Origin of the sequence: Angustibacter luteus (genome assembly GCF_039541115.1) — a bacterium.
Taxonomy (GTDB): domain Bacteria; phylum Actinomycetota; class Actinomycetes; order Actinomycetales; family Angustibacteraceae; genus Angustibacter; species Angustibacter luteus.
This window is the reverse complement of sequence record NZ_BAABFP010000008.1, coordinates 299632-319441: the sequence shown is the minus strand read 5'-3', so window position 1 is coordinate 319441 and position 19810 is coordinate 299632. Positions and strand designations below refer to the sequence as shown.

Genomic DNA, 19810 nt, shown 5'->3' with positions numbered 1-19810 from the left:
CGTTCACGAGATCTGCCCAGGCTCCACCCACAAGGGTCCAGCGCCGCGCTGCGCGGGCGACCTACGATCGTGGACCGGAAGCATGCAGGCGCGAGCGAGGTCGGTCTCGGAAGGCGGAGGCGTCAGGTGTCCCATCGGGATCTGGGCGAGGCTCGGACGGCGCCCGCGCGCGTGCTGGTCGTGTGCACCGGGAACGTCTGTCGCTCGCCCCTCGCGGAGGCGCTGCTGCGCGGTTACCTGGCTGAGGCTGGAGTCCGGGCCGAGCAGGTGTCCGTGGAGTCCGCCGGCATCAGGGCCCTCGAGGACCAGGCGATGACGGAGCAGGCGCAGCGCCAGCTGGCCGGGCTGGGTGGTGAGGCCAACGGGTTCCGCGCCCGCTCGCTGACCGCGGCCATGGTCGAGGGGGCCGATCTCGTGGTGACCGCCGACCGGACCCACCGGTCCCGGGTGGCGCAGCTCGTGCCCCGGGCGTTGCGCTACTCCTTCACGTTGCGCGAGCTGGGGCGGCTGCTGGAGGGCGCGGACCTCGCCGGCCTGCCCCAGGACCCGGCGTCGCGCGTGCGCGAGCTGCCTCGCGTCGCGGTCGAGCGTCGCGGGCAGGTCCGGCCCGCCCGCGGTGAGCTGGACGACATCGACGACCCCTACGGGCGCTCGAACTCCGACTACGTCCGGACCACGAAGCAGCTGGTGCCGACCGTGGACGTGCTGGCCCGGGCGATCATCGGCGGTCAGTAGACGAGGGCCTGCGCGCCGTCCATGAGGGACTCCTCGACGAAGGCGGCGGCGCCCGCGATGCGCACTCCCGGCAGGACGTCGTCCCCGGTGATCTCGCGGCGGGCGGCGCACTGCGTGCACAAGGTCACCCGGCCCTCGGCCAGCACGGCGGCGAGCAGGCCGTCCAGCGGCGCCGCGTGCGGCAGCTCGAACTGCTCGGCCCGGCCGGGCAGCGCGAACCAGCTGGCCTCGCCGGTCAGCCACAGGCTCACCTCCGCGCCTGCCGCGACGGCCGTCGCCGCGACCGTGAAAGCCTGTGCGCACCGCTCGGGTGCGTCCGCGCCGGCGGTGACCTTGACCACGAGTGAGCGCTCCATGAGGGCACGCTATCCGGGGGCGGTTACGATCGAACCGTGAGTGGTCTCGAGATCTTCTACACCAGCCTGCTGGCGGCCAGTGCCCTGGTCATCGTCTGGTTCAGCGGCTTCGTCGTCTACCGGCTCTACCGCGGGCAGAGCTGACCGCCGTGCAGCTGGACGCCGACCTGCCCACCCCGCTCGTCCCGCTGGCCTGGTTGATCGGCCGCTGGGAGGGTGCCGGCGTGGTCGGGTACCCGACGATCGAGTCGGCGAACTTCGGCCAGGAGGTCGAGTTCCGGCACGACGGCCGCCCGTTCCTGCACTACCGCTCCCAGGCCTGGCTGCTGGACGACGACGGCGCCAAGGTGCGCCCGCTGGCTAGCGAGACCGGCTTCTGGCGGATCGGCGACGGCGGCGACCTCGAGGTGCTGCTGACCCACCCGACCGGCTACGTGGAGATCTACGTCGGCACGGCGGACGGCGCCCGGGTCACCCTGGAGACCGACCTGGTGGCGCGCACGCCCACCGCCAAGGAGTACACCGCCGCGACCCGGATGTACGGCCTGGTCGACGGCGACCTGATGTGGGTCATGGACATGGCGGCCGTCGGGCAGCCGATGCAGTCGCACGCCTCGGCCCAGCTGAAGCGGGTCGAATGAGCGTCCAGACCGGCGACAACCCGCTGCTGCACCGCTCCGGCGCGGTGGCCGCGGAGGGTCCCGACGCCGGTGTCGCCTGGCACTACGGCGACCCCACCCGCGAGCAGCGCCTGCTCGACGAGGGGCTGGCCGTGGTCGACCTCTCGCACCGCGCGGTGGTCACCGTCACCGGCCCGGACCGGCTGTCCTGGCTGCACTCGATCACCACCCAGGCGCTGACCGGCCTGGCACCGCGGACCTCCACCGAGGCCCTGATCCTCAGCCCCAAGGGGCACGTCGAGCACGCCCTGCACGTCGTCGACGACGGCGAGACCACCTGGATCACGGCCGAGCCGGGTACCGGCGACGCCCTGGTCGGCTGGCTGCGCAGCATGCAGTTCATGCTCCGGGTCGAGATCACCGACCGCAGCGCGGACGTCGCGGTGCTGGGTGAGCCGATCGGCCGCGAGGGCGTGGACGGCGAACCCGTGGTCTGGCTCGACCCGTGGCCCACCGTGGCGCCAGGCAGCGTGTCGTACGCGGCCGTGGCGGACGCCGAGCACCCGGCGTCCGGACGGCAGTGGCGTGAGCTGCTGGTGCCGCGCGGTGACCTGGCCGACGCGGTCGGCGACCGGCCGCTGGCTGGGACCTGGGCGGCCGAGGCGCTGCGCGTCGCGGCCTGGCGACCGCGGCTGGGTCTGGAGACCGACCACCGCACGATCCCGCACGAGGTGGACTGGTTGCGCACGGCCGTCCACCTCACCAAGGGCTGCTACCGCGGGCAGGAGACGGTGGCCCGGGTGCACAACCTCGGCCGCCCGCCGCGCCGGCTGGTCATGCTGCACCTGGACGGGTCCGCGCACCTGCTGCCGCCGTCCGACTCCGCCGTCGAGCTGGAGGGCCGGGCGGTCGGCCGGGTGACGACGTCCGCGCGCCACCACGAGCTGGGACCCATCGCGCTCGCGGTGGTCAAGCGCAACCTGCCCGTCGACGCCGTGCTGCTGGTCGACGGCGTCAGCGCGGCCCAAGAGGTCGTCGTCTCCCCCTGACGGCACCCCAACCCCGCGGTGATCATGCACGTTCGCCCCGGTGGCGTGGGCGAACGTGCATGATCACCGCGGGGAGGGGGATGGCAGGATGGCCGCCATGCCCGGCACCCTGATCACCGTCGCGCCCACCGGCGCGGAGACCGCCAAGGACGACGTCCCGAAGCTGCCGACGACGCTCGACGAGCTCGTGGCCGAGGCCAAGGCCTGCGAGGCAGCCGGGGCGTCCCTGGTCCACGTGCACATCCGGGACGACGAGCACCGCCCGACGCTGGACCCGCAGCGGCTGCACGACACCGTCCAGGCCCTGCGCGAGCAGACCGACCTGATCGTCCAGCTGTCCACCGGCGGCAGCGTGCACGACCCGCTGGAGAGCCGGCTCAAGGTGCTCGACGCCGAGCCGGACTCCTGCTCGCTGACCTGCGGCACCACGAACTTCGGGGACGACGTGTTCCTCAACCCGTACCCGTTCATGGGCCAGCTCTACCAGCAGGCCCAGGAGCGCGAGGTCGTCCCGGAGTTCGAGCTGTTCGACCTCGGGCACGTGGCCGCGCTGCGCCGGCTGCTCGACACCTACGGCCTGCCCTACGGCGGCAAGGTGCACGTCGACTTCGTCACCGGCGTCCCCGGCGGGATGCCGGGCACCGTCGAGGCCCTGGTGGCGGGCGTGCAGGCGCTGCCCGCCGAGGTGACCTCGTGGTCGGCCACCGGCATCGGGCGGGCGCACCTGCCGATCGCCGCGGCGGCCCTCGGGATGGGTGGCCACCTGCGGGTCGGCATGGAGGACAACCTCATGTACGCCAAGGGCCGGCCGGTCCGGGACAACGCCGAGCTGGTCGCCCGGGCCGCCGCGCTCGCCGATCTGATGCAGAGACCTGCCATCACCACCGCCGAAGCGCGTAGCCTGCTCGCTGTGCGCGACCGACGCGCGCGATCCTGAGTGCGAGCAGAGGTTTCATGACCACCGAGTCCCACCCCGGCGGCCGCCGTCCGATCGACCGCGTGCTGGCCGACGGCTTCGCCGACGACCTGCAGGGCCTGCCGTTCGAGGACCTGCGCGAGCGCCGGCACCTCGCCGAGCAGGAGGAGGTCGACCTCAGCTTCGCCCGGCGCCTGCTGCAGGGCCGCCTGGACCTGCTGCGCGCCGAGCAGCAGCAGCGCGAGCTGCCGCAGGACGGGCCCGTCGAGGGTGAGCGCACCGACGCCGAGCTGGCCCGCGACCTGTCCCAGGCGCTCGCCGACGCGCCGCGCGCCGACCACGGTCTGGGCCGGCACCTGACCACCGACCCCTCGCGGGTGGGGGAGCACCGCCGCGCCGCCGAGCAGGCGGTGGCCGACGTCCAGGCGAGCGACCCGTCCGCACTGACGGACGAGGCGATCGTGCGGGCGATCGAGCACCTGGTCGAGCTGGAGCAGGCGGTCAGCGACACCCGGCACCAGGTGCAGGCCGTGATGGACCTGATGTCCACCGAGGTGGCGCGTCGCTACCGCGAGGGCGAGGCCCGGGTCGAGGACGTGCTGACCGCCGAGTGAGCGCTCGCGCTACTTGAGCAGCAGCTTGAGCCCGGCGACCATGGCGCCCAGCGAGGCAGCGAACACGGCGTCGAGCAGCACGAACCGCCCGCGCGCCTCGTTCCGGACGCCGATCACCACGCCCCAGCAGAAGAGCAGGGTCGTGGTGACCGCGATGACGACCCAGTCGCCCGAGGAGGAGTCCAGGCCGAGCAGGTAGGCGACGGTGATGGCCAGCACCTCGATGCCGCCACCCCACAGGACCGTGGCCTCGGAGCCGAGCGTGTGCCGCGCGGCCTGCCAGCGCAGGCGCCGGGTGCTGCCCCCCATCGACTCGCCGATCAGGTGGCAGTAGACGTGGGTCAACCAGTAGACGACGACGGTGGCCGCGGTCGCGACGACGACCTGGACGTGCGAGGCCTCGTAGTGCACCTCGGCGGTGACCACGACGGAGGCAACGATCATCCCGTAGACGAGTCCGCTGGGATTTCCCCGAGGCTGCAGCGACGCGAGGCGGATCACCGCCCGGCGCCAACGGGGCGTGGTGACGGCCTGGTCCTGGGCGCTCGGCTGCACAGGCGTCATCGAACCACGAAGCGGCTCGCGGTGGGCGATGTGAGCGGCTTCACGCCCGCCTCGGGTTGCATTTGCTAACTAGAGCAAGCACGATGGCAAGCATGACGTCCATCCGCGCTGACCTGGGGGAGTACCTCAAGGAGCAGCGGCACAGCGCGAAGCTCTCGCTGCGCCAGCTCGGCGAAGCGGCGGGCGTCAGCAACCCCTACCTCAGCCAGATCGAGCGCGGGCTCAAGAAGCCCAGCGCAGAGATCCTGCAGTCGCTGGCGAAGGGGCTGCGGATCTCGGCGGAGTCGCTGTACGTGCGGGCCGGGATCCTGGACGAGCAGGAAGCCACCCAGGTGGAGGTGAAGGCCGCCATCCTCGGCGACCTCGGCCTGAACGAGCGGCAGAAGCGCGTGCTGCTCGACATCTACGAGTCCTTCTGCTCGGAGAACGACCGCACGCCGGCGGACGCCGCGCCACCGGCCGCCCCGCGCCAGCGGGCCACCACGAAGGCGGCGTCGACGAAGCCGACCGCCACAAAGAAGGCGACCGCCAAGGCCGCCACGAAGACCACCGCCAAGAAGAGCACGGCCAAGAAGACCTCCACCGCGCGCACGACGCGCAAGCCCACCACCTGAAGGAGCAGCTCGTGACGACCCTGGTCAACGACATCCGCAAGACCGTCACCGACACCACCCCGGTGCTCGCCCTCGTCGGCGCCACCGACCTCGTCGTCGAGAAGGTCCGCGCCGTGCGCGCGCAGGCCTCCGGCGTCCAGCTCGAGGTCGACGTCAAGGCCCTGCAGGGCAAGGCCAAGCAGGTCCCCACCCAGGCCGTGAGCAAGTCGATCGAGATCGCCGGCAAGGCCGAGGAGACCTACGGCGACCTCGCCGCCCGCGGCGAGAAGCTGGTCACCCGGATCCGCCAGCAGAAGGCCACCCAGGACCTGCTCGCCCAGGGCAAGGTCACCCTGTCCCGCGGCAAGGCCGCCGTCACCACGGCCCGCAAGGCCGCCGACGAGACCCGCACCGCCGCCAAGGCCACGTTCACCACCGCCAAGCGTGAGGCCCCCGTGGCCGCGCCGGCCACCAAGAAGGCCGTCAAGCGCACCACGACGACCGCCAAGAAGCGCGCCACCACCGCCAAGAGCACCACCAAGGCCACCGCGACCAGCGCGCGCAAGACCGCGACGAAGGCCGTCAAGGCCACCGAGGCCGCAGCCGAGAAGGTCGGCGACTGACCTCTCGCTGCACAGCTGGGCTCCTCCGGCCCGGGAAGACGGCGCTCCGACCTGCTGGTCGGGGCGCCGTCGTCCGTTCCGGTCCCGGGGGCGGCGCGACGTCCCTTAGACTCTCCCGCATGTTGGGATCCGCGCAGACGATCGTGTTCATCGCGCTCGCCATGGCGGCCCTGGTCGTCGAGGTCGTGGCCCTGGTGGACGCCGCCCGGCGTCGACCGGACGCGTTCGTGGCCGCCGGCAAGATGACCAAGCAGCGTTGGCTGATCATCCTGGGCGTCGCGACGGCGCTGGGCTTCGTGTCCACGCCGCTGCCGCCGAGCTGGCAGTCGATCCTCGGCCCCCTGCAGATCCTGTCCATCGTCGCGTTCGTGGCCGCCGCGGTCTACCACGTCGACGTCAAGCCCGCCCTCAAGCAGGTGCAGGGTGGCGGCCGCGGTACCTCGAGCGGCCCCTACGGACCCTGGTGAGCACCAGATGACGACGAGCGAGCCGACCACGAACGAGCCGACCACGAACGACCCGCGCCCCGGGTCGTTCGTCGTGAACCGGCCGTGGGGGCAGTTCCAGCAGCTGGTGTCGAACCTCCCGGTCACCGTGAAGATCATCACGGTGGAGCCCGGGCACCGGCTCAGCCTGCAGAAGCACGGCCACCGCGGGGAGTTCTGGCAGGTCCTGGACGTGCCGATCGACATCACCGTGGACGACGAGAGCTGGGTCGCGAAGCCCGGTGAGCAGGTGTGGGTGCCGTGCGGCGCGACGCACCGGATGGGCAACTCGGGCGACGCGCCCGGCCGACTGCTGGAGATCGCCTTCGGTGACTTCGACGAGTCCGACATCGTGCGGCTCGACGACGACTACGCCCGCTGACTCAAGCGCGGGGCCTGACCGGACGATGGTCCGGGTGTGCAATGGCTCCGGCAACGCGTGGAGGCGGTCGTCGACGTCCGTGGGACGTCCGATGCCGCACGCCTCGGGCGCTGGCTGCTGGCGCTGCAGGGACTGCTGGTCGCGGCCACCGGGTGGTGGGTGGCCGGCGCCGACCGGGCGTCGCTGAGCAGTGCCGTGCTCGGCGTGCTCACTGCCGGGTGCGCCACCGCCACGACGTGGCTGCCCTGGGACCGCTGGCGGACCAGGATGCTGGTCGTCTACCCGGCGGCCGGTCTGGTCATGCTGGCGGTGCTCGGCACGGTGGCCCCCAGTGTGGGGTCGGCGTACACCGGCTTCCTCACGCTCTGGTTCATGTACGTCGGCCTGGTCGGCCGGGTGCACGCCGGTCTGCTGCTGATGCTCCCGGCGGCCGGGGTCTGGGTCGTGCTGCAGGGCTCGCTGGGACCGGAGAAGATCGTCCGGCTCGCGCTCGCCGGCCTGGTCTGGGGGGTGCTGGCCGAGGTGCTCGCGCTGGCGACCTCCGCCAGCAAGGTGCGCACCGAAGGACTGGCCCACCAGGCTGAGACGGACCCGCTGACCGGACTGCCGAACCGGCGCGCGCTGGAGGCCTCGATGTCCCGGCTCAGCGGCGGGGACGTGGTCGTGGTCGTGGACCTGGACCACTTCAAGCAGGTCAACGACGGCGGCGGGCACGCCTTCGGCGACCAGGTGCTGGTCGACTTCGCGCAGACCCTGAGCGGCTGCGTGCGCGGCTCGGACCTGGTGGCCCGCTACGGCGGCGAGGAGTTCGTCCTCGTGCTGCCGCAGGTGAGCTCGCACGGCCTCGGCGCCGCGTCCGTGATGGCCCGCCTGCGTGGCCAGTGGAGCCTGCTGCACCCCGACATCACCTGGTCCGCCGGGGTCAGCTGCCACGAGCAGGGCAACGAGCCGCGCACCACCCTGCGCGAGGCCGACCGGGCCCTGTACCGGGCCAAGGCGGCCGGTCGGGACCGGGTGGTCGCCGCCAGCGAAGCCCGCGAGCTCGTCGGGGTGGCCACCGCCGACCGGGGCTGAGTCCCGTAGGTTCGGCGCATGCCCGCCACACCTCTCGCGCACGTCGTGCGCTCCGGCTTCGTCGAGTCCGTGCACTACGGCAGCGTGGTCGTCCTCGGTCCGGACGGCGACGTGCTGGCGGCCGCCGGCGACCCCCAGGAGCAGATCTTCGCCCGGTCGTCGAACAAGCTCGCGCAGGCCGTCGCCATGCTGCGCCACGGCCTCGACCTGGACGGTGAGCTGCTCGCCCTGGCCGCCGCCAGCCACTCCGGCGAGCCGTTCCACCTGAGCGCCGTGCAGCGGATCCTGGGTTCGGCTGGCCTCGACGAGACCTCCCTGCAGAACACCGCGGACCTGCCGTACGACGACGTCGAGCGCCGGGCCTGGCTGGCGACCGGCCTGGAGCCGGTGCCGCTGGCGCAGAACTGCTCGGGCAAGCACGCCGCGATGCTGGCCACCTGCGTGGCCGCGGGCTGGGACCTGGCGACCTACCGGGACCCGGACCACCCGCTGCAGCAGGCCATCGCCCAGACCCTGGCCGAGCTGGCCGGGGAGCCCGTGACGGCGACCGGGGTCGACGGCTGCGGTGCGCCCGTGATGGCGCAGTCGCTGACCGGACTGGCCCGCAGCTTCCAGGCGATGGCCGTGGCCCCGGCGGCGTCCGAGGCCGGCCGGGTCGCCGCCGCCGTGCGAGCGCACCCCGAGTACCTGGGCGGAACCCGGCGGGACGTGACGGCGCTGATCCGGGCGGTCCCGGGGCTGATCGCCAAGGACGGCGCCGAGGCGGTGTACGCGGCGGCGCTGGACGACGGCCACGCCGTGGCGCTGAAGATCGCGGACGGCGGCCAGCGGGCCCGCCCGGTGGTGATGGCCGAGGCGCTGCGCGTGGCCGGCGTCCCGGCGTCCGCGCTCGACGCGCTGCGGGCCGCCCCCGTCCTGGGCCACGGCCAACCGGTGGGCGCCGTGCGGGCGCTCCCGCTCGGCTGAGGTCGCGGGCGTGCGCGCGGTCGTGCAGCGGGTCGACGGGGCCCGGGTGCGGGTCGCCGGCGAGGTGGTCGGCAGCATCGAGGGCCAGGGGCTGCTGGTGCTCGTGGGGGTCACCCACGGCGACGGGCCGGACCAGGTGGCCACGATCGCCCGCAAGGTCGCCGAGCTGCGCATCATGGACGACGAGCGGTCGGCGCTGGACGTCGGCGCCCAGGTGCTCGTGGTCAGCCAGTTCACGCTCTACGCGGACACCCGCAAGGGCCGGCGGCCGTCGTGGTCGGCGGCCGCGCCGGGCCCGGTCGCCGAACCGCTGGTCGCGGACGTCGTCGCGGCGCTGCGCGAGCGCGGGCTGAGGGTGGCGACGGGCGAGTTCGGCGCGCACATGCGGGTCGAGCTCGTCGGCGACGGCCCGGTCACCCTGCTGCTGGAGTCGTGAGCACCGCGCAGGCCTGACTCGCGGGTTCTGAGGCTATGGTGAGCCGATGGCCAGCCTGGGAGGAATCGGCCCGAAACCGGTCAAGGTCGTGGGCCGCCCGGCCGATCCACAGGGCATGCCCGCACCGCGCTCAGCGCTCGTCCCTGCTGCTCTGCTCGCCGCCTTGGCCGGCTCGCTCGTCGCGGGAGCGGGGACCGCCGTCCCGGCCGCAGCCGCCACCAGGACCGCCGCCACCGCGGCGGTCGCCACGACCTACGTGCCCACCACTGCCGACGTGCGGATCGCCGCCCGGCTCAGCACCCGGGCCGCCGCGAGCGTGCTGGGGACCCACTACAGCGGCACCGTCATCGACGTCGCGAGCAACCGGGTCGTCTGGTCGCGCAACGGCTCGGTGGGCCGGATGCCGGCGTCGACCGCCAAGCTGATCACCGCCACCAACGCGCTCACCGTCTTCGGCCCGGACCACCGGTTCACCACCACGGTGCGACGCGACGCGACCCACCCCAGCTGGGTCTACCTCGTCGGCGCTGGCGACCCGAGCCTGTCCGGCGCGAACCTGGACGTGCTGGCCGACCAGACCGCCGCGGAGGTCAGCGGCATGACCTCGCTCCGCGTCTTCGCCGACGACCACGTCTTCTCCCGCCCTTCACTGGCCCGCGGCTGGAAGGCCAGCTACGTGCCGACCGACGTGCGCTGGGTGCGCGCGCTCGTCGTCGACGGTCACCACGCCACCGACACCTCGCTGGACGCGGCCAAGGTGTTCGCGGCCAAGCTGAAGGCCCGCGGGGCCACCATCACGAGTGTGTCCCGCCGCACCGCCCCCCGGCCCTCCACCGGGCTGGCCAGCGTGCAGGGCCAGCGCCTGGACGCCATCGTCAAGCAGATGCTGCTGGTCAGCGACAACGACCACGCCGAGGCGCTGAACCGGCTGGTCGCCACCAAGGCCGGGTACGCGGCCACCTGGACGGGAGCCGCCCAGGCCCAGCGGGTCGTGCTCGCCCGAGACGGCGTCCAGATCCCCGCGGGTGCGATGTTCGACGGCAGCGGGCTGTCCCGCAGCGACCGGCTGACGACGGGCCAGCTCGCCCGGGTCGTCGACAACTTCCTCGAGTCCGGCCAGAGCGACCTGGCGGTGCTGCGCTCCGGCGGCCTGCCGCTCGCCGGCCGCACCGGCACCCTGACCAAGCGCTTCGTCAAGCAGGCGACGTGCGCGCGGGGCAAGGTCGTCGCCAAGACCGGCACCCTCCAGGACGCCGTCAGCCTGGTCGGGTACGCGACGGGTACCGACGGACGGCTGAAGGCGTTCGCGTTCGTGGTCAACGGGAAGACCGCGACCACGGCGATCAAGAACCGGGTGGACGTCCTCGCCGCGACCGTCACCGGCTGCTACTGACCACCTGGTCAGTCCAGCCGCCCGCCGTCAGCCACCTGGTGCCACGGCGTCCCAGGCCACCCCCACCTCACCCAGCCGCCACCGCGCCGGGCCGTCCAGCACCGGCCAGCCGGCCTCCGCGACCCGGTGCACGGTCGCCAGGAACCGTTGCCGCGCACCGAATCCCGCCATCGGCGCCTCGCGGGCCCAGGCGTCGTCCAACGCGCTGAGGAAGCCGTGCACCCGCTCGCCCGGGACGTTGCGGTGGATCAGCACCTTCGGCAGCCGCTCCGCCACGTCCGAGGGTCGGTCCAGCCCGCGCAGGCGCATCGACAGGGTGAGCGAGACCGGCCCTCGCTCGCGGTCCACCGCGACCCACGTCGAGCGCCGCCCGACCTCGTCGCAGGTGCCGTCGACCAGCACACCACCCTCGGCCAGCCGGCCCCGCACGGTGGCCCACGCCGTGGCGACCTCGCTCTCGTCGTACTGACGGAGCACGTTGAACGCCCGGACCACCACCGGGCGACGCCCCCGCGGCAACGGCACCTCGAAACCGCCGAGCGCGAACGTGAGCCCAGGACCGGCCAGCGGCAGGGCGTCGGCCACCCTGGCCGGGTCGATCTCCAGCCCCACCACCTCGACGTCCGGCCGCACCGTGCGCAACCGGGCGAGCAGCTCGACGGCGGTCACCGGCGATGCCCCGTAGCCGAGGTCCACGACCAGCGGGTCGGCCACGGAGCGCCAGCGCGCGGCCAGCGGGCCGGCGATCCACCGGTCCACCCGGCGCAGCCGGTTCGGGTTCGTGGTGCCGCGGGTGATCGCACCGACGGGCCGCTGCCCGCGTCGTCCCAGGTCGTCCCGCACGGATCGAGGGTGACATGCTCAGCGGGTGCGTCGCGCCACTCGGGTCCTCATCGCCGGGATCGCTGGGTTCGCGGTGCTGGCGAGCGTGAGCATCGCCCTCGGCTGGCAGGCCCCCGCGCTGCGCGACCAGCGGGACGCGAGTGATCTCGAGCCGGGGCTGCTGCAGGTCACCCCCGCCCTGCGCGGCGCGGTGTCGCTCGGCAACGGGGTGTACGTGCAGTTCGCCGCCGGGGGACTGCTGGTCAGCCGGCAGTCGGCCACCGTGTGGCGCGGGGTCGACCAGGCGGCGCCGTTCACGGCGGCCGTCGGGCACCTGCAGTGGCGCGACGCGACGCCCGAGGCCGGCGGCTGGTCCGCCCACGACGGGCCGCAGTGGCGGGTCCGCGAGGTCGTCGAGCAGTCCTTGGGCAACCTGCAGGTCACCGGACGCGTCCTGGGCGAGCGAGCGGTCACGTACACCGGCCGGGTGTTCCACGACCAGCCGCACGGTCGGGACTCGCTGCCGTTCACGCTGACCATCACCCGGCGCGCCCCGGACTCTCGGATCGTGTTCCAGGTGAGCGTCCCCGGGGCGGACGCCGTAGCGATGCACGCCTACCGCCGCAACGGGTTCACCTTCCGCGGAGGTGGTGCGCAAGGGGCGGCCGAGCTGCTCCGCGACGGCCGCTACCCGATCGTCAGCCGCGGCACCGACGTCCAGGACACCCCGGGCGCCTCGCTGGCGCCGGCACCCGTGCTGCTGTCCAGCGCGTCCAACGGTTTCGCCGTCGACGGGTCCGCGTACACCACCCTCGACCTACGGCACCGCGGCCGGGTCGACACCACCGTCTGGTCGCCCGAGCTGACGTCCCTGCTGTACGACGGCACCCCCGCGCAGATGGTCGGTGCGCACTCCGCCGACGTCGGCCGGATGCCCACGCTCCCCGTCTGGGCCAGCGCCGGTGCCGTGGTCGCCGTCCGGGGCAGCACCCAGCGAGTGCTGCGCACCGCAGTCCGCCTGCTGGACGCGAACGCGTCGGTCGCCGCCCTGCTGGTGGCCGACGGCGGCCAGCGACGGCGGTACCCGCAGTGGCGCGCGCTCGTCGACCGGCTCTCGGCCAAGGACGTGCGCCTGCTGACCAGCGTGAGCCCGAGCCTGGCCCTGCACCGGCGTGCCGCCGGCCCGGACGACGAGCCGAACCTGCTGGCCACCGCCCGCCAGCGCGGCTACCTGGTGGTCGACGCCGCTGGCCGACCGGTGCCGGTGGCCGTACCGGACGCGGACGCCGGCTCGGTGCCCGGCGTGCTCGTCGACCTGAGCCAGCCGGCCGCCTCGAGCTGGTACGCCGAGGTGCTGGCGAACCGGATGCGCGCTGAACGGCTCTCCGGCTGGCAGGTGCTGGGTGGCGCCGAGCTGCCGCCGGCGGCGCGCCCGGCCGGTGGCGAGGTGGACGGGCTGCGCAGCACGTGGCCCGCGCTGTGGGCGGCGGTGACCCGGCGGGCCTGCGTGAGTGCCGGCCGCCCGGACTGCCTGCTGCTCCAGGACACCTCGGGTGGCGACGCCGTGCAGGCCGCCGGCGCGTTCGGCCTCGGGCAGCAGGCCACTGACTGGTCCGACCGCGGGCTGGACGGCGTCCTGCCGGCCGTGCTGAACGCCGGGCTGTCCGGGATGACCAGTGCGTACTCGGCGGTCGGCGGCACGAGCACGGTGTCCAGCTGGGCGGGCCGGCGCCGCGGCCGCAGCGACGAGCTGCTCAGCCGCTGGGCCGAGCTGCAAGCCTTCGGGGCGCTGCTGGTCACCTCGGACGGCGACCGGCCCGCGGGCACCCCGCAGGTCTGGGACTCCCCGGCCCGGCTGCAGGCGTTCGTGCGCAGCAGCCGCATCTACGCGGCCCTCGCCCAGTACCGGCGGTCCGCGGTGCGCCAGGCCGAGCGGGACGGGCTGCCCGTGGTCCGCCCGGTATGGCTGAGCGAGCCGGGGCTCAGCCAGGACAGCACCCAGGGCGAGTACTTCTTCGGCCGCTCCCTGCTCGTCGTCCCCGTGCTGACCGCCGGGGCGCGGACCGTGCAGGCCAAGCTGCCCCCGGGCACCTGGGTCAACCTGTTCACCGGCGAGCGGTACGCGGTCGCCGAGCCGGACGTCCCGGCCGGCGGGGCGACCGCCACCGACGTGGCGGTGCCCGAGCAGGTGACGATCTCGGCATCCCTGGGACGTCCGGTCGTCCTCTACCGGGCCGGCGACGACGACGGTGCGGCGGCCCGCCAGGCGCTCGCCGGTGCCGGGCTGCTGGCACCCAGCCAGCCCCCCAGCGGGGTACCCGACTCCTCCACCGGCTCCTGAGGAACAGGGGAGCCCCGTGTCTGCGTTGCCTACGGCGTGACGGACCTCCCTCGCCGCGTGGCCATGCTGGCCGTGCACACCTCCCCCTTCGCGCAGCCGGGGACCGGGGACGCCGGCGGCCTGAACGTGTACGTCGTGCAGACCGCTCGCCGGCTGGCGCAGCGCGGCATCGAGGTCGAGGTCTTCACCCGGGCGACCAGCAGCAGCCTGGCACCCGCGGCCGAGCTCGCCCCCGGGGTGCTCGTGCGGCACGTGACGGCCGGCCCGTTCGAGGGGCTGGGCAAGGACGACCTGCCGGGCCAGCTGTGCGCCTTCGCGTCCGGCGTGATGCGCACGGAGGCGGCCCGCCCCGCCGGCTACTACGACCTGATCCACTCGCACTACTGGCTCAGCGGCCAGGTCGGCTGGCTCGCCGCCGACCGCTGGCAGGTGCCGCTGGTGCACACCATGCACACCATGGCGCGGGTCAAGAACCTCGCGCTGGCCGACGGGGACGACCCCGAGCCGCCAGGCCGTGAGATCGGCGAGCAGCAGGTCGTCGAGGCCGCCGACCGGCTGGTCGCGAACACCGCGCAGGAGGCCACCCAGCTGGTGGACCTGTACGGCGCCGACCCAGGGCGGGTCAGCGTCGTGCACCCGGGCGTGGACCTCGCGCGCTTCACCCCCGGTGGCTCTGGTGGCGCCGACGGGTCCGACGGTCGGGCGGACGCGCGCGCCGTGCTGGGCGTGGCGCCGGACGCCGCGTTGCTGCTGTTCGTCGGACGCATCCAGCCGCTCAAGGCCCCGGACGTGCTGCTGCGGGCCGCCGCGGACCTGCTGGCCCGACGCCCCGAGCTGCGCCGCCGGCTGGTGGTCGCCGTGGTGGGCGGGCCGAGCGGGTCCGGGCTGCGGGAGCCCACCTCGCTGATCCGGCTGGCCCGCGAGCTCGGCATCGACGACTGCGTGCGCTTCGAGAAGCCGGCCGAGGGTGACGCGCTGGTGCACTGGTACCGCGCGGCGGACCTGGTCGTCGTCCCCTCGTACAGCGAGTCGTTCGGGCTGGTGGCGCTGGAGGCGCAGGCTTGCGCGACGCCGGTGCTGGCCGCGGACGTCGGCGGGCTGCGCGACGCGGTGGCGCCCGGGGTGAGCGGCGAGCTGGTGTCCGGGCACGATCCGGCGCAGTGGGCGGCTCACCTGGAGGCCCTGCTGCTGGACGACGCGCGACGGGCCGAGCTGGCGGCTGGTGCGGTCGAGCACGCGGCCGGTTTCAGCTGGGACGCGACCGTGGACGGCCTCGAGCTGGCGTACGAGGCGGCGACGTCGACGTTCGCCCGGCCGGGTGCGCCGGTAGCGTCGGTGCGGTGACATCACGCGACGAGGTCGAGCAGCTGGTGCTCGACCACCTGGCGGCGGCCGGGATCGAGCACGAGCGCGGCGGCCGGCCCGGCGAGGTCGTCGCCACCCTCCCCGGCGAGCACAAGCTGCGCACCACGGTGTCGCTGCTCGTCGGGGACCACTCGCTGTCGGCGTCCGCGTTCGTGATCCGGCACCCCGACGAGAACGCGGAGCAGTTCAGTCGCTGGCTGCTGCGGCGCAACGCCCGCCTGACCGGGATCGCCTTCGCGGCGGACGACGCCGGCGACGTCTACCTCGTCGGACGGCTGCCGCTGGTCGGCGTCACCGAGGACACCCTGGACGGCCTGCTCGGCGCGCTGCTGGACGCCGCGGACTCGTCCTTCGACCCGTTGCTGACCATCGGGTTCCTGAGCTCGATGCAGCGCGAGTGGAACTGGCGGGTCTCGCGCGGGGAGTCGACCCGCAACCTGGAGGCGTTCCGCCACCTCCTGGACACCGGGCGCTGAGCTCCGCTCGCTAGGCTTCCGGCATGAGCGCCGAGCCGTACACGCTGGTCCTGCTCCGCCACGGCGAGAGCGAGTGGAACGCCCGCAACCTGTTCACCGGCTGGGTGGACGTGGCCCTGTCGGAGAAGGGCGAGGCCGAGGCACGACGCGGCGGCGAGCTGCTGCGCGACCGTGGCCTGCTGCCCGACGTCCTGCACACGTCCCTGCTGCGCCGCGCCATCACGACGGCGAACATCGCGCTGGACGTCGCGGACCGGCACTGGATCAACGTCCGGCGCAGCTGGCGGCTGAACGAGCGGCACTACGGCGCGCTGCAGGGCAAGGACAAGAAGCAGACCCTGGAGGAGTTCGGCGAGGAGCAGTTCATGCTCTGGCGCCGCTCGTACGACGTCCCGCCGCCGCCGCTGGACGACGACTCCGAGTACTCCCAGTCCCGGGACCCGCGCTACGCCGACCTCGGGGCCGCCGCCCCCCGCGCGGAGTGCCTGGCCGACGTCCTCGAGCGCTTCCTGCCCTACTGGCACAACGGGATCGTGCCCGACCTGGTCGACGGCAAGACGGTGCTGGTCGCCGCGCACGGCAACTCGTTGCGGGCTCTGGTCAAGCACCTGGACGGGATCGACGACGAGACCATCGCCGGCCTGAACATCCCGACCGGTATGCCGCTGGTCTACCGGCTGGACGCCGAGCTGACGCCGCTGACGCCGGGCGGGGAGTACCTGGACCCGGACGCCGCCGCCGAGGCCGCCGCCGCGGTCGCCAACCAAGGCCGCTGAGCCCGCCCCCCATCACCCCGAATAGCGGTCTTTCCGGGGTCATGGCGGCCGGATGACCCCGAATAGCGGACTATCCGGGGTTGCCGGGAGGGCGCCGCGCTGGGGTCAGGGGGTGTGTGCGGCGGTGGGGTCGTAGGACTCGTGCCACTCGCCGGTCACCAGGTACACGACGCGGCGGGCGACGGACACGGCGTGGTCGGCGAACCGCTCGTAGTAGCGGCCGACCAGGGTGATGTCGACGGCCGCCTCCATGCCGTACGGCCAGTTGCCGCTCAGCAGCTGGTTGAACAGCTGCCGGTGCAGGCGGTCCATCTCGTCGTCGTCCTGCTCCAGCTGGACGGCGAGCGCGACGTCCCGGGAGGCGATCACGGACCCGGCCTTGGCGACGATCCGCTCGGCCACCTGACCCATCTCCAGCAGCGTCGCGCGCAGCGTCGCCGGGACGGCGGAGTCGGGGTACCGACGGCGGGCGACCTTCGCGACGTGCCGGGCCAGGTCGCCCATCCGCTCCAGGTCCGCGCTCATCCGCATGCTGGTGACGATCGTCCGCAGGTCGGTGGCGACCGGTTGCTGACGGGCCAGCATGTCCAGGGCGAGCTCGTCCAGCTCGCGCTGGATGCGGTCGATCTGCTCGTCCGCCGCGATCACGCTCTCGGCGACGGCGAGGTCGGCGTCGAGCAGCGCCGTGGTGGCACGGGCGATCGCCGAGCCGGCGAGCCGGGTCATCTCGACGAGCTGGTCGGACGTGTGGTCGAGTCCTTCATGGAACGCGTTGCGCATGCGGCGAGGGTGTCAGCACCTGGTGAACGGATGCCAGTGCCGAGGTGAACATTCGCTGAAGTCGCAGGTCAGCGACCCGCGCGTGGCACGGACCCCGTCCAGATCGTGCGTACGCTGGTGCCGTGGATGCAGCAACGGCAGCGACGCTGGGTGGCGTCGCCGGTCTCGCACTGGGTGCGGTGGCCCTTCTCGCGGTCCGCTGGTCCGAGCGGGCGCAGCAGGCCGTCCCGGTACAACCGGAGCCGGCCGTCCCGCGCGGCGTCGCCGACGTGCTGGCCGTGCTGCGCGAGAGCGCCGTGGTGGTGGCGGGCGACGACTCGGTGCTCAAGGCCAGCCCGGCGGCGTACGCCTACGGCATCGTCTCCGGGTCCGACCTGACCCACCCCGAGCTGCGGCACCTGGTCCGCCAGGTGCGCCGGGACGGAGTCATCCGGGAGAGCGAGCTCGAGCTGGCGCGCGGTCCGCTCGGCCCGGCCCGGCTGACCGTGCGCGCGCGGGTGGCTCCGCTGTCCGGCGGCCTGCTCCTGCTGCTGGTCGAGGACCGCACGGCGGCGCACCGCGTCGAGGAGGTGCGCCGGGACTTCGTGGCGAACGTCAGCCACGAGCTCAAGACCCCCGTCGGCGGCCTGTCGCTGCTGGCCGAGGCCGTGCAGGACGCCAGCGACGACCCGGCCGCGGTGCAGCGCTTCGCGGCCCGGATGCAGGTCGAGGCGGGCCGGCTGAGCCGGCTCGTCCAGGAGATCGTGGACCTCTCGCGGCTGCAGGTCGCCGACACCCTGCACGCACCGCAGATGGTGTCGATCGACGAGGTCGTGGCCGAGGCGGTGGACCGCTGCCGGCTGGTCGCCGCGGCCAAGGACGTCGAGCTCGCCGTCTCGGGCGACCCGGCAGCCCGCGTGTTCGGCGACCGTGACCTGCTGATGACGGCGCTGCGCAACCTGGTCGACAACGCCATCGCCTACTCGGGGCACGGCACCCGCGTCGCCGTCGCCGTCACGCTGCACCACGGACTGGTCGAGGTGCAGGTCAGCGACCAGGGCGTGGGCATCTCCGAGGAGGAGCAGGTCCGCATCTTCGAGCGCTTCTACCGCGTGGACCCGGCCCGTTCGCGCAGCACCGGCGGCACCGGCCTCGGCCTCGCGATCGTCAAGCACGTCAGTGCCAACCACGGCGGCGAGGTCACCGTCTGGAGCCAGCCCGGGCAGGGGTCGACGTTCACCATGCGGCTGCCCGCGGCGCCCACCGACCTCGCCGAGTCCACCGCTCACCCGACCAACCAGGAGGCCCGCGGATGAGCCGCATCCTCGTCGTGGAGGACGAAGAGTCCTTCTCCGACCCGTTGTCGTACCTGCTGCGCAAGGAGGGGTACGAGGTCGCGGTCGCCGCCGACGGGCAGCAGGCGCTCGACGAGTTCGCCCGGGCCGGCGCGGACCTCGTGCTGCTCGACCTCATGCTGCCGGGCCTGTCCGGCACCGAGGTGTGCCGGCGGCTGCGGGCGCAGAGCCAGGTCCCGATCATCATGCTGACCGCGAAGGACTCCGAGATCGACAAGGTCGTCGGCCTCGAGCTGGGCGCCGACGACTACGTCACCAAGCCCTACTCCAGCCGCGAGCTGCTGGCCCGGGTCAAGGCGGTGCTGCGCCGGCTCCAGGAGCCGGAGGAGCTGCTGGCGCCCACGCTGCACGCCGGACGGGTCCGGATGGACGTCGAGCGGCACGTCGTCACGGTGGACGGCGCGGCGGTGGCGTTGCCGCTCAAGGAGTTCGAGCTGCTGGAGCTGCTGCTACGCAACGTGGGGCGGGTGCTCACCCGGATCCAGCTGATCGACCGGGTGTGGGGCAGCGACTACGTCGGCGACACCAAGACCCTGGACGTGCACGTCAAGCGGTTGCGCGCCAAGATCGAGCCCGATCCGGGCCACCCGACCATGCTGACCACCGTGCGGGGGCTGGGCTACAAGCTGGACGCCTGAGCGTCGCCCGGACGGTCAGTCGGCGGTGGGGGTGACCGTCGCGTACTCGGCGGTCGGCGTCAGGACCGGGACGCCGGTGACGACGTCGCCGCCGGTCGGGCTGGAGAACGTCACGTCCAGCAGCGAGCCGGGAGCGACGGTCAGGTTGCCGACGACCACGCTGGTCTGGTCGGCGCCACTGCCCAGGCTGACGAGCCCGCCCCTGGGCACCATGACAGTGACCGGCTGCGGCTGGCCCTTGGCAGTGATGACGACGCTGACGTCCTCCTGGCCCTGGTTCACCAGGCCACCGGACAGCAGCCCCTCCTTGCCCTTGTCGCCGATCACCACGAGGTCGCGGCCGACGACGCTGCCGACCGTGGCGGTGACCCCGTTCGCGGCGTCGTAGTTCTCATCGGTGGTGATCGGTGAGAAGGCGGCGCAGGCCGTCAGGGTGGTCATCGATCCGGCGAGGGTGAGGGCCACCAGAGCC

24 protein-coding genes are annotated in these 19810 nt (G+C 73.6%); 19 read left to right on the top strand and 5 right to left on the bottom strand.

What is annotated here, in order from left to right; all coding sequences use genetic code 11:
• Positions 1–126 precede the first annotated feature (126 nt).
• On the top strand, positions 127–735 hold the full coding sequence (locus ABEB17_RS18540; RefSeq protein ID WP_345718233.1) for an arsenate reductase/protein-tyrosine-phosphatase family protein: 609 nt from the start codon (positions 127–129) through the stop codon (positions 733–735).
• Here the strand turns inward: ABEB17_RS18540 and ABEB17_RS18535 are convergent.
• Positions 729–1091 carry a DsrE family protein gene (locus tag ABEB17_RS18535; protein ID WP_345718232.1) on the bottom strand — a complete coding sequence of 121 codons (363 nt, stop codon included), beginning with the start codon at positions 1089–1091 and terminating at the stop codon, positions 729–731. The genes ABEB17_RS18540 and ABEB17_RS18535 overlap by 7 nt on opposite strands.
• Positions 1092–1240: 149 nt before the next feature.
• Between ABEB17_RS18535 and ABEB17_RS18530 the strand changes: the two genes are divergently transcribed.
• From ABEB17_RS18530 to ABEB17_RS18515, 4 genes are all read left to right on the top strand, one after another.
• Positions 1241–1732 (top strand): heme-binding beta-barrel domain-containing protein, encoded by a 492-nt coding sequence (locus tag ABEB17_RS18530; RefSeq protein WP_345718231.1) that lies wholly within the window; start codon positions 1241–1243, stop codon positions 1730–1732.
• Positions 1729–2760 (top strand): CAF17-like 4Fe-4S cluster assembly/insertion protein YgfZ, encoded by a 1032-nt coding sequence (gene ygfZ, locus ABEB17_RS18525; protein WP_345718230.1) that lies wholly within the window; start codon positions 1729–1731, stop codon positions 2758–2760. Before ABEB17_RS18530 ends, ygfZ begins: the two co-directional genes overlap by 4 nt.
• A 97-nt stretch (positions 2761–2857) precedes the next feature.
• Positions 2858–3697, top strand: a complete 840-nt coding sequence (locus ABEB17_RS18520) for a beta-keto acid cleavage family enzyme (protein ID WP_345718229.1) — start codon at positions 2858–2860, stop codon at positions 3695–3697.
• A gap of 17 nt (positions 3698–3714) precedes the next feature.
• Positions 3715–4290 carry an RsiG family protein gene (locus tag ABEB17_RS18515; protein ID WP_345718228.1) on the top strand — a complete coding sequence of 192 codons (576 nt, stop codon included), beginning with the start codon at positions 3715–3717 and terminating at the stop codon, positions 4288–4290.
• Between the two features lie 9 nt (positions 4291–4299).
• On the opposite strand, the gene ABEB17_RS18510 is transcribed toward ABEB17_RS18515, so the two are convergent.
• Positions 4300–4854 (bottom strand): hypothetical protein, encoded by a 555-nt coding sequence (locus ABEB17_RS18510; protein ID WP_345718227.1) that lies wholly within the window; start codon positions 4852–4854, stop codon positions 4300–4302.
• Between the two features lie 92 nt (positions 4855–4946).
• On the opposite strand from ABEB17_RS18510, the gene ABEB17_RS18505 reads away from it, so the two are divergent.
• The 8 genes from ABEB17_RS18505 to dacB all read left to right on the top strand — a co-directional run bounded on the left by ABEB17_RS18505 (position 4947) and on the right by dacB (position 10806).
• A complete protein-coding gene (locus ABEB17_RS18505; protein WP_345718226.1) occupies positions 4947–5468 on the top strand; it encodes a helix-turn-helix domain-containing protein in 522 nt (173 codons plus the stop codon).
• Positions 5469–5479: 11 nt separating this feature from the next.
• Complete coding sequence (locus ABEB17_RS18500; RefSeq protein WP_345718225.1) at positions 5480–6070, top strand: hypothetical protein; 591 nt, start codon at positions 5480–5482, stop codon at positions 6068–6070.
• Between the two features lie 119 nt (positions 6071–6189).
• A complete protein-coding gene (locus ABEB17_RS18495; RefSeq protein ID WP_345718224.1) occupies positions 6190–6537 on the top strand; it encodes a DUF2516 family protein in 348 nt (115 codons plus the stop codon).
• A gap of 7 nt (positions 6538–6544) precedes the next feature.
• Positions 6545–6937, top strand: coding sequence for a phosphomannose isomerase type II C-terminal cupin domain (locus ABEB17_RS18490; protein WP_345718223.1), 393 nt, complete (start codon positions 6545–6547; stop codon positions 6935–6937).
• A gap of 36 nt (positions 6938–6973) precedes the next feature.
• Positions 6974–8011, top strand: coding sequence for a GGDEF domain-containing protein (locus ABEB17_RS18485; protein WP_345718222.1), 1038 nt, complete (start codon positions 6974–6976; stop codon positions 8009–8011).
• A gap of 18 nt (positions 8012–8029) precedes the next feature.
• Positions 8030–8977 (top strand): asparaginase, encoded by a 948-nt coding sequence (locus tag ABEB17_RS18480; RefSeq protein WP_345718221.1) that lies wholly within the window; start codon positions 8030–8032, stop codon positions 8975–8977.
• A gap of 10 nt (positions 8978–8987) precedes the next feature.
• Entirely contained in the window at positions 8988–9413 is a 426-nt protein-coding gene (dtd, locus tag ABEB17_RS18475) for a D-aminoacyl-tRNA deacylase (protein ID WP_345718220.1), read from the top strand.
• Between the two features lie 46 nt (positions 9414–9459).
• Complete coding sequence (gene dacB / locus ABEB17_RS18470) at positions 9460–10806, top strand: D-alanyl-D-alanine carboxypeptidase/D-alanyl-D-alanine endopeptidase (RefSeq protein WP_345718219.1); 1347 nt, start codon at positions 9460–9462, stop codon at positions 10804–10806.
• A 27-nt stretch (positions 10807–10833) separates the two neighbouring features.
• Here the strand turns inward: dacB and ABEB17_RS18465 are convergent, their stop codons facing one another.
• Positions 10834–11649 carry a class I SAM-dependent methyltransferase gene (locus ABEB17_RS18465; protein WP_345718218.1) on the bottom strand — a complete coding sequence of 272 codons (816 nt, stop codon included), beginning with the start codon at positions 11647–11649 and terminating at the stop codon, positions 10834–10836.
• A 25-nt stretch (positions 11650–11674) separates the two neighbouring features.
• Here ABEB17_RS18465 and ABEB17_RS18460 point away from each other — a divergent pair, with 25 nt between their 5' ends.
• The 4 genes from ABEB17_RS18460 to ABEB17_RS18445 are packed head-to-tail and all read left to right on the top strand — an operon-like array spanning position 11675 to position 16586.
• Positions 11675–13969, top strand: coding sequence for a TIM-barrel domain-containing protein (locus ABEB17_RS18460; RefSeq protein WP_345718217.1), 2295 nt, complete (start codon positions 11675–11677; stop codon positions 13967–13969).
• Between the two features lie 36 nt (positions 13970–14005).
• Positions 14006–15313, top strand: a complete 1308-nt coding sequence (gene mshA / locus ABEB17_RS18455) for a D-inositol-3-phosphate glycosyltransferase (protein ID WP_378226983.1) — start codon at positions 14006–14008, stop codon at positions 15311–15313.
• Positions 15310–15810 carry a type III secretion system chaperone family protein gene (locus ABEB17_RS18450; RefSeq protein WP_345718216.1) on the top strand — a complete coding sequence of 167 codons (501 nt, stop codon included), beginning with the start codon at positions 15310–15312 and terminating at the stop codon, positions 15808–15810. Before mshA ends, ABEB17_RS18450 begins: the two co-directional genes overlap by 4 nt.
• Positions 15811–15833: 23 nt before the next feature.
• Entirely contained in the window at positions 15834–16586 is a 753-nt protein-coding gene (locus ABEB17_RS18445) for a phosphoglyceromutase (protein WP_345718215.1), read from the top strand.
• A gap of 105 nt (positions 16587–16691) precedes the next feature.
• Here the strand turns inward: ABEB17_RS18445 and phoU are convergent, their stop codons facing one another.
• The gene (phoU, locus tag ABEB17_RS18440; protein ID WP_345718214.1) at positions 16692–17366 is read right to left on the bottom strand and encodes a phosphate signaling complex protein PhoU; all 675 of its coding nucleotides are present in this window, start codon (positions 17364–17366) and stop codon (positions 16692–16694) included.
• Between the two features lie 122 nt (positions 17367–17488).
• On the opposite strand from phoU, the gene ABEB17_RS18435 reads away from it, so the two are divergent.
• A complete protein-coding gene (locus ABEB17_RS18435) occupies positions 17489–18661 on the top strand; it encodes a sensor histidine kinase (protein ID WP_345718213.1) in 1173 nt (390 codons plus the stop codon).
• A complete protein-coding gene (locus ABEB17_RS18430) occupies positions 18658–19338 on the top strand; it encodes a response regulator (protein ID WP_345718212.1) in 681 nt (226 codons plus the stop codon). The genes ABEB17_RS18435 and ABEB17_RS18430 overlap by 4 nt, the downstream gene beginning before the upstream one ends.
• A gap of 15 nt (positions 19339–19353) precedes the next feature.
• Here ABEB17_RS18430 and ABEB17_RS18425 read toward each other — a convergent pair whose 3' ends face one another.
• Positions 19354–19779: a hypothetical protein gene (locus ABEB17_RS18425; RefSeq protein WP_345718211.1), complete on the bottom strand. Its 426-nt coding sequence runs from the start codon at positions 19777–19779 to the stop codon at positions 19354–19356.
• Positions 19780–19810: the final 31 nt, after the last annotated feature.